Consider the following 8402-nt stretch of genomic DNA (forward strand, 5'->3'; position numbering starts at 1 on the left):
GCCGTCATGTCCGAAGAGTGCGTGCCCCCAGCAGGGTGGCTCCGCCCGGCCGAAGGGCTTGCTGCAGCAGATGGAGGAGCTCATGGCGGCGCTCAACGCGGACCTGTCCGCGCTGGACGCGGATCTGCAGTCGGCCGGCAGCGCGGGGCGGGCACCGGGCGAGGAGGGCGACGCCGGCGGCTGCGGGGTCTAGCCCGCTTCCCGCTCCGGTAACGCCTCCGCCCGCGCCGCCAGTTTCCGCAGCATCTCGCGGACCCGGTCGCGCGACTCGTCCGCCGCGTCGATCGCCTCCATGCACTGCCAGTACGTGCCCTCGTCGGCCGCGGAGCTGGCGATGCCGACGAGGGCGATGCCGACCTCGCCGAGCAGACCGCCGAGGCACAGCAGCGCCTGGCGGGCGTCGTCCAGTCCGGTGAGCTGGGCCGCCCGCAGGTCCCCGGGGTCGAGGTCCGGCGCGTCCAGCACGCCGCAGCCCCGGCCCGCCAGCTCGGTCAGCCCGAGGGCCTCGCCCCGCAGTTCGGGCGGCCCGGAGACCGCGAGGCGGCTGCCGATCGCCTGTGCCAGGGCTTGCGCCTGCCACACCTCCGCCAGGATCTCGGGGGCGTCACCGCTCCCCGCCAGGGCACGCCTGCACGCCAGGATGAGCCGTACCGCGTCCATGCGCTGTCCCCGTCTCTCCCGACGTGCTCTTCGCACGTCCGCCCGAACTCCGTTGTCCACTACCCAGAGTGAAGGCGTGTGGGGCGAAAAGCCAGAGGAAGACCGAAATCTGTGGACGACAAATCGGTTGCGGACAGCTGAATAACTCCGGAGAGTGAAAACGGAGCGTATGGCTCCCCAGTGGCGCCTCCCTTACGCGGAGCCGACGGTCACTCCCTTAGGCCTCGCAGTCCCCCGGCCGGGCCTCGCAGTCCCCCGGCCGGGCCTCGCAGTCCCCCGGCACCGGAAACCTCCGCTCGTTCCGGTCGATCTTCGCGTCCAGCGCCGCCAGCGGGTCGATGCCGAGCACCTCGCACAGCTGCAGCAGATAGGCGAGGACGTCCGCCACCTCGTCCGTCACGCGGTGCGCGGTGTCCGGGTCGGCCATGACACGGGCCGACTCCTCGGGCGTCAACCACTGGAAGATCTCGACCAGTTCGGACGCCTCCACACTGAGCGCGGCGACCAGGTTCTTGGGGGTGTGGTACGGCTGCCAGTTGCGCGCGGCCGCGAACTCGGCCAGTCGGCGCTGCAGCTTCGCCAGGTCCAGATGCTCGGAGTCCTTTGTCACGGCACCAGGTCTACCACCCTGGCTCCGCGCACCCCTGCGGCCCACGACGCGTCACTCACCGCCCCGGCGAACCGGATGTGCCCGCGCTCGCACATCCGCGCCGCCAGCCGCAGCAGCGCGGCCCGCTGCCGGGGGTCCAGCGCCCGGTCGAATCCGTCGGCGAGCACCGTCAGCGTCTGCATGGCCGCGGGCACCTCGCCCACCGGATCGACCTCCAGCACCCCCGGCCCGGTCAGCAGGACCAGCGCCAGCGCCGCGTACCGCAGTTCGCCGTCGCCCAGCCGCTCGAACCCCGTGCGCACCCCGTCCCCCCGGTCCAGCACCGCCCGTACCCTCCCGTCGCCCGTCGGCTCGGCGAGCACGTCCGCCACCGGCCCGGCGCATCCGGCGCGCACCGCCTCCACGAGCCGGGCGTGCCGTCGCCCGCACTCCGTGCGGGTGCGCCACAGCACGTCGGCGAGGTTGTCGCACCCCCGCATCAGCCGTCCGGCCCCGACGGGCACGGGCTCGCGCATCCGGCCGGGCAGCGGATCGCAGGCGAACACCGACCGCAGGGCGACCAGCATCTGCTCGGCGGCGGCGAGGACCTGCCGCTGCCCGTCGGTCTTCCCGGCCACCCGCAGCGGCAGCAGCGCGGTGCCGAGCCGGTCGTCTGGCAGCGGCGCGCGGGTCACCGGCGACGAGCCGGCCGTGTGCCAGGCGGCCTGCACGGCGCGCCGTCCCGGGTCGCGCAGCGCGGTCTCCAGCAGGACCAGCCCGGCCGCGGTCAACCGCTCGCCCACGATGCGCAGTTCGGGCTCGGCCTGGACGGCGACGTCCAGCCGGACCGGGCCTTCGGGCCCGTTCGCCGTACAGCCGATGCGGAAGCCGCGGCGGCGCTGGACGTCGGGCCGGGCCCGTTCCGGCACGCAGGCGACCGGGTCCGGGAAGACCGCGCCGAGTTCGGCGCCGGCGCCGAGGCGGGCGAGTGCCTCGTACGCCCTGAGCGCGCTGGTCTTGCCGCAGCCGCTGGGCCCGGCGAAGAGGGTGAGCGGTCCGAGCGGGAAGCGGGCGCCGCGGTGCACCGCGAAGGAGGACAGCCGCAGCTCGGTGACGCGCGGCCGGTCCGGGTGGTCCTGGTCGTCGCCGGCACTCCCCGGGGACGGCAGTGGATCCCCGGGGAGCGCCGGGGACGGCAGCGGAGAGGGGGCGGACGCGGGTGACGACGCGGGTGACGACGCGGGTGACGACGCGGGTGACACGGTCATATCCGGACGGTAGGACGCCGTCGGCGGGGCGAAGCGTTCCGCCCGGGGACGTTCCTACGATCGGGGGACGGGCCGGCCCCCGGTCACTGGCGGCGACCCGGCTCACGCCCCGGGAACCGCCGCCCCCTCCATGAGCCCGCTGACCTCGGTGCCGGGCGGCGTGAGCAGGAAGACGTTGCGGTCGACGCGGTGCATCCCGCTCGCCAGGCCGAAGACGACCCCGGTGCTGAAGTCCAGGACCCGTTTGGCGACCTCCGTCTCGGCACCGGTGAGGTCGAGCAGGACCGGGGCGCCCGCCATCAGCGTTTCGGCGACCTCGCGGGCGTCCGCGAACACGTTGACCTTGAGGACGACGAAGCGGCGGCGCGTCTCCGTCTCCGCGTCCGGGAGCGCGCGGTGGTCCACCGCGGACGGCCAGGCGTCGCGGCCGCGCAACGGGACGACCTGGGCGAGCCCCTCCCACTGTTCATCGGTGACGTCGTGGCTGTTCACCGGCTCCCCCCGACCTGACTCGCACTCATCGCCTGCACCATTCTTACGTCTGTCACCCGTTCGGCCCAACAGCGACACGGTGCGCGACAGACTCGTCCGTCCCCTCCCGCCACTGCCGCGCGGCCCTGCGGACGAGCCGTGCACCGGCCAGGGCGGGACATGTACGGAACACCGGCCGGGGGCAGGACATGTGCGGAACATCCCCGACGGGGCCTTGGACCGGTTCCTGCCCGAACGAGGCTTCTTACCGCGCTCACACCGGAATCTTCACCTCCAGCCATGTCCCGCTCACCGGGCCCGATTAGCGTCTCCTGTCGTGCGCTTGGCAGAAAAGCAGCTGGTGACACCCGGTCGGCGGACACAGCCGGCGGTGTCCGCCCCGGAACCCCCCGCTCAGTGGCACCGCGTCCTGACCCTGCTCGCCGACGCCAGCCTCTTCATCGGCACCCGGGCGGTGTGGTCGCAGGCCGCCTCGCACCGCCTCCCGGTCGCCGGGGTCATCTCGCTCTGCTACGCCTCGATCCTGGTGTGCGGGGTGCTGATCCTGGTGGTCCGCCGGGCGAAGTCGCTGGCGCGCCTGGACCTGTGCGTGCTGGTGACGGCCGTGACGCTCGCCCTGTGTGCGTGGGCCATGAACCACCGGGGCGGCGACGAGGCGGTTCTCACCACGCAGGCCGCGAAAGAGCTTGTCGCCGGGCACGTGGTCTACGGACAGCCGTGGCCCTGGCTCTTCCACACCCACGGCGTCGCGCTGACCCCGACGGTGCACGGCAGCTACGACTACACCTACGGCTATCCCCCGCTGGCGATGCTGCTGACCGCGCCACTGCTGTGGCTGGGGCACGGCGGCGCGCCCGCGACGGCGCTGAGCACCGGCGCGCTCGTCGTCGGCGCGGTGGTGCTGTGGCGGATGCTGCCGGTGCCGTGGCGGTCGGCGGCGACCATGGCGTGCCTCGGCTTCGGGTTCCTGCCGACGTACGGCCGGCAGGGCTACCCGGCGATCCTCGCCCTGGCGCTGCTCATTCCGGTGGTGGTGCGCTGGCCCCGGATCGGGCAGGGCGGGCGGCTCGGCCCGGCCGGCATCGCCCGGGCCGCGTGCCTGGGCGCGGCGTGCGCGGCGCAGCAGCTCCCCTGGTTCCTGACGCCGTTCCTGCTCGCCGGGCTCTACGCGGTGCGCCGCGGTGAACTGGGCGCCCGGCAGGCCACGCTGGTCGTGCTCCGGGTCCTCGGGGTCGCCGTCACCGTATGGCTGCTGATCAACACGTACTTCATCGTGCACGAGCCGGGCACCTGGCTGTCGGGCATCGCGCTGCCGCTGACGCAGGGCGCGGTGCTGCACGGGCAGGGCCTGGTGGACATCTCGCTGTACTTCACCGACGGCAGCGACCGGCTGGACTGGTACTCGCACGCCAGCCTGCTGCTGGCCGCGGCCCTGCTGGCCCTGTTCGTACTCTTCGTACGGCGTCTCGGCCCGGCGGCGACCGTCCTGCCCTGGTGCGCCTTTTTCGTGGCGACCCGCTCCCAGGACGGCTACTACCTGATGATGACCCCGCTGTGGCTGGCGGCCGCGATCACCGCGCCCGCGTCGGAGTTCGCCAGGGCGTGGCAGCCACGGCCGCGCCTGCTGTCCGGCCCGCACCGGCGTCCGGCCCGGATCGCCGCGGTCGTGCTCCTGGTCCTCCCCACGCTGGTGAGCGCGACCGTGGCCGCGACGGGGAAGCCTCCGCTGGAGATGCGGGTCACGGCGGTGCAGCGGGCCTCCGCCAAGGTCGTCACGCGGCTGACCCTTCAGGTCACCAACACCGACGACAGTGCCCTCACGCCTCACTTCATGCTCACCACGGGCCAGGGCATGAGCAGGTTCTGGTCGATCGTGCAGGGTCCGACCACGATCCCCGCGCACACCTCGGCCCGCATCGAACTCCGGGCGCCGGACGGAAGGTTCGCCGTCCCCCGCCCCAGCGTCCGCATCCGCCTGCGCGCCTTCACGGCCACACCGCAGACGCTGTCGAGCCAGGACATACGGCTGGCGGTGCGGAAGACCGAGTGAGGACGCGGCCGTCGGGTCTGAGGCCGGCCGGGGCGGTGGATGCAGTTGCTGGCCGCGACGGGGGCGGTGGAGCTGGAGCTGCGCTCCGTCGTCAGGGACCGGCTCGGCGTCTCCCGCGACGAGTTCCTCGTCCTGTGCCTGCTCACCGAGCAGCCGACGTCGGGCACCTGCTCAGTGATCTTCTGGGCTTCATCCCGGCTGGTGTACTCGCCGCGCTCGCGTACGCGGGCGAGGAACTCGTCGGGTCGTACTTCCTCGTCACCTCGCTTCTCCGCACCGTGCCCGGCACGGGATCCGCTGTCGGCTTTGAGCCCAGGTACCCCGATTGCCTCCTCCAGCCACGGGCGTTGGCCCGACGTAGTGACCTCGCGCCTCGCTGGCCAGGACGGCGAAGCGGTCACCGTCGCCTGTCTGGAGCGCCCCGCCCGGCTTCCCGGCGCGGCAGTGAGGTGCTCGGTGCTGCCGGAGCGCTGCGCCGGAAGGCGCCGGAGTTCGGCGCCGGAATGCGGCAGGGCCCAGGCTGCTGCCTGGGCCCTGGAGGGTGACCTGCGAAGGGGAAGTGGGTTCGAGGTCAGCTGTTGAGTTCCTTGCGTTCGCTGCCGCCGCTGATGGCGATCTTGCGGGGCTTGGCGTGCTCGGCGAGCGGGATCCGCAGCTTCAGCACGCCCGCCTCGTAGGAAGCGTCGATCCGCTCGACGTCCAGGGTCTCGCCGAGGAACAGCTGCCGGCTGAACGTCCCCGCGGGCCGCTCGGTGATCACCGTCTCGGTGTCCTCGCCGTACGCCGGCTTGCGTTCGGCCTTCACGGTCAGGACGTTGCGCTCTACGTCGAGATCGATCGACTCCGGCGTCACACCCGGCAGGTCAAGCTCCACGAAGAACGTGTCACCCTCACGCCAGGCGTCCATCGGCATGCCGACCGGGCGGGCGACCGTGCCCCAGACCCGTTCGGCGAGCCGGTCAAGCTCGCGGAAGGGATCCGTACGCATCAGCATCTGCACCCCTCCTCCACGTCGTACTCGGTTGCTCTCGCTCTACTCCTTATATACCTCACAGGCGGAAAGTTGACACCTGTCGGCTCAACTTTTTTTCCGCGTTTTCGCGTTTCCGCGTTTTCGCGTTTTCGCGTTTTCGGCTGCGATGCGGTGCAGCCATGCGGCGGCGGCTTCCGCGTCGTCGGTCGACAGCGCCAGGCGGGCGTAGGGCGCGTCGCGGCCGAAGGTGCTCACCACCAGCACGGGGCCCTTCGCGCGCAGGGCGACGACATCCCGACCCCGGGCGTGCTCCAGCTCGCCCACGCACCAGCGTCCCGGGCGGAACCGGTAGCGGCGCCCGGGCCGCGGGCGCACCGCCCGCCACCAGTACGGCTCCACCCGCACCTCGTCCACGAATCTCAACGGCAGACGCACCGTGCGGCGCCGCGCCGCCAAAACCCACCGCCAGGGCAGACGCACCACCAGATCACCGCCGTCGATGTGCAGCCGTGTCACCGATGCTCACCTGCCTTCAGGTCCCATGGCGCACCCGCAGGCAGCGCGGCCTGCGGCGCGCCGGACCGAGCAACCCTGCGAAGCGGTGTCAGTGGGCGACGCGCGCCCCGGGCGTCGTCGGCCGCGTCCACGACTGCGACTGGCGCGCGCCCTGCTTGCGGTACTCCCGCCAGGCTGCGGCCAGCCAGATCCCGCCCGTGATCAGCGCGTACACGCCCAGGACCAGCGCGATGGCCACCGCCCCGGCATCCGGGCGCAGCCACAGCAGCGCGCCCGCCACCACCGACACCGCACCGGAGGCTTGCAGGAACCAGGCGTGCCGCAGCTGATGGCGCAGACGCACCGCGGCCCACAGTTCCGCACCCCCGGTGAGCACCGCCCAGGCGCCGATCATGATCATCAGGGCCAGCGCCGTCACGCCCGGCCACCATGCCGTCATCAGGCCGACCACGATGCCCAGAACACCGGCCGCCGCATACGCCAGGCCGTGCCACCGCTCCCGGCGGTGCCGCCACGCCGCGCCGGTCAGCACCGCACCGTCCACCAGGGCATACGCACCGAAGACCCAGGCCAGCGCCAACACCGTCAGCTGCGGCCACACCAGCGTCAGCACGCCGAACACCACCGCCGCAGCCCCCCGGGCGCCCAGCAGCAAGACCAGCCTTCTGCTCTCCGTCACCAGCAACCTCCCTTCGAGCCCTCTCGCACCGACCGCGTGGCGCCTCCGCGCCCGGCGAGCCGGCGCGACTACTCACTCACTCTCCGTGATAGGAGATTGAGCCTCCTACTGTCAACTTCACCTAGTCGCCACTTGTCAATCCTTTTGCGAGCGACTATATGAAGAGGCGGAAACTTGTCCGCCGGGCCCATCCGATTGGGGCCCGACGTCCGCAATGTGAAGGGAGAAGTGGGACATGCTCGCGCGCACCGGTGCCCTCGGCGATCTCGACCGCCTCACGCATCAGCTCGCGCACACCACCGCCTCCTCGGCCGGTGCCGTCATCCCGGCGGATGCCTGGCGCGACGATGAGGCCCTCTACCTGCAGTTCGACCTGCCCGGCATCGACCCTGCGGGCATCGACCTGACCATCGAACGCGGCACGCTGACCCTGACCGCCGAACGGCCCTCCCCGATCCCCGAAGGCGCCCGGCCCGTGCTGAGCGAGCGCCTCACCGGCCGCTTCACCCGCAGTCTGACCCTGTCCGACGCTCTGGACACCGACGCCGTCGACGCCCGCTACGACAACGGCGTCCTCACCCTGCGCATCCCCGTTGCCGCCCACGCCAAGCCCCGCAAGATCGCCATCTCCGGCGGCGAGCGCAAGCAGCTCACGGCCTGACAGCCGCCTGGTCCAGCACGCAAGGCAGGTCACCGACGACGAAAGGAGTTGGATCGTGAGCGCCCTGCTGTGGCTGCTCATCCCTCTCTGCACCGGCATCAGCGCGAGCGTCTGGGCCTGGAGCACCGGACGCCGCAACCCCAGCCCGCCCGACCATGACACCTGGCAGGACCTCGACCGCTACCAGCGGCTGCAGGCAGCAATGAGCGGCACGGTGCGCCACTGAGGCGGCGGCTCCGAGCGGCCCGCCGTCCGGCCGCGACGCCGCCGGTCTGCGCGGCGCCCAGCCCCTGGTAGCCGGCATCGGCAAGGATCTCCACCGCGGGACCGTCGGCAAGAGGCCTGACCAGCCCTTACTGGCTGGGGCGTGGGTGATGTCCGCGCGGCTCGCTGGCAACCGCCGCCTGCACAGGGTCTTTTAGGGCGCGTATTGAGTCGTGATCAATTGGTGGTCCGGGTGAGGTCCTTGATCCAGATCATTGAGGCGCGCAGGTGGAGGCCGGCGAGGTAGCTG

General features: G+C 72.2%; 11 protein-coding genes and 1 pseudogene. 5 read left to right on the top strand and 7 right to left on the bottom strand.

Translation table 11 applies throughout. From position 1 onward, the window contains the following. The first annotated feature begins 70 nt into the window (after positions 1-70). Positions 71-193: a hypothetical protein gene (locus ABZV31_RS06585; RefSeq protein WP_355889060.1), complete on the top strand. Its 123-nt coding sequence runs from the start codon at positions 71-73 to the stop codon at positions 191-193. Here the strand turns inward: ABZV31_RS06585 and ABZV31_RS06590 are convergent. The 4 genes from ABZV31_RS06590 to ABZV31_RS06605 all read right to left on the bottom strand — a co-directional run bounded on the left by ABZV31_RS06590 (position 190) and on the right by ABZV31_RS06605 (position 3009). Continuing rightward, positions 190-660 carry a DUF6099 family protein gene (locus tag ABZV31_RS06590; protein WP_355888962.1) on the bottom strand — a complete coding sequence of 157 codons (471 nt, stop codon included), beginning with the start codon at positions 658-660 and terminating at the stop codon, positions 190-192. The genes ABZV31_RS06585 and ABZV31_RS06590 overlap by 4 nt on opposite strands. A 217-nt stretch (positions 661-877) precedes the next feature. Beyond that, complete coding sequence (locus ABZV31_RS06595) at positions 878-1270, bottom strand: nucleotide pyrophosphohydrolase (RefSeq protein WP_355888965.1); 393 nt, start codon at positions 1268-1270, stop codon at positions 878-880. Continuing rightward, complete coding sequence (locus ABZV31_RS06600) at positions 1267-2517, bottom strand: ATP-binding protein (RefSeq protein WP_355888968.1); 1251 nt, start codon at positions 2515-2517, stop codon at positions 1267-1269. The genes ABZV31_RS06595 and ABZV31_RS06600 overlap by 4 nt, the downstream gene beginning before the upstream one ends. A 102-nt stretch (positions 2518-2619) precedes the next feature. Beyond that, the gene (locus ABZV31_RS06605) at positions 2620-3009 is read right to left on the bottom strand and encodes a cell division protein SepF (RefSeq protein ID WP_355888971.1); all 390 of its coding nucleotides are present in this window, start codon (positions 3007-3009) and stop codon (positions 2620-2622) included. 370 nt (positions 3010-3379) lie between these two features. On the opposite strand from ABZV31_RS06605, the gene ABZV31_RS06610 reads away from it, so the two are divergent. Then, positions 3380-5059 carry a hypothetical protein gene (locus ABZV31_RS06610; RefSeq protein ID WP_355889040.1) on the top strand — a complete coding sequence of 560 codons (1680 nt, stop codon included), beginning with the start codon at positions 3380-3382 and terminating at the stop codon, positions 5057-5059. A 39-nt stretch (positions 5060-5098) separates the two neighbouring features. After that, positions 5099-5215: pseudogene (locus ABZV31_RS06615) on the top strand (MarR family transcriptional regulator); the annotation flags it as partial. A gap of 415 nt (positions 5216-5630) precedes the next feature. On the opposite strand, the gene ABZV31_RS06620 reads toward ABZV31_RS06615, so the two are convergent. The 3 genes from ABZV31_RS06620 to ABZV31_RS06630 form a co-directional block, all read right to left on the bottom strand. Next, a complete protein-coding gene (locus ABZV31_RS06620; protein WP_355888974.1) occupies positions 5631-6053 on the bottom strand; it encodes an Hsp20/alpha crystallin family protein in 423 nt (140 codons plus the stop codon). Between the two features lie 84 nt (positions 6054-6137). Further along, positions 6138-6548, bottom strand: coding sequence for a hypothetical protein (locus ABZV31_RS06625; protein WP_355888976.1), 411 nt, complete (start codon positions 6546-6548; stop codon positions 6138-6140). An 88-nt stretch (positions 6549-6636) separates the two neighbouring features. Next, the gene (locus ABZV31_RS06630) at positions 6637-7227 is read right to left on the bottom strand and encodes an HdeD family acid-resistance protein (protein WP_355888979.1); all 591 of its coding nucleotides are present in this window, start codon (positions 7225-7227) and stop codon (positions 6637-6639) included. Positions 7228-7462: 235 nt separating this feature from the next. On the opposite strand from ABZV31_RS06630, the gene ABZV31_RS06635 reads away from it, so the two are divergent. Both ABZV31_RS06635 and ABZV31_RS06640 read left to right on the top strand, forming a co-directional pair. Beyond that, positions 7463-7888: an Hsp20/alpha crystallin family protein gene (locus tag ABZV31_RS06635; RefSeq protein ID WP_355888982.1), complete on the top strand. Its 426-nt coding sequence runs from the start codon at positions 7463-7465 to the stop codon at positions 7886-7888. Between the two features lie 55 nt (positions 7889-7943). Continuing rightward, positions 7944-8114: a hypothetical protein gene (locus ABZV31_RS06640; RefSeq protein WP_355888985.1), complete on the top strand. Its 171-nt coding sequence runs from the start codon at positions 7944-7946 to the stop codon at positions 8112-8114. Positions 8115-8402: the final 288 nt, after the last annotated feature.

This window comes from Streptomyces sp. NPDC005202 (genome assembly GCF_040608235.1).
Lineage (GTDB): Bacteria > Actinomycetota > Actinomycetes > Streptomycetales > Streptomycetaceae > Streptomyces.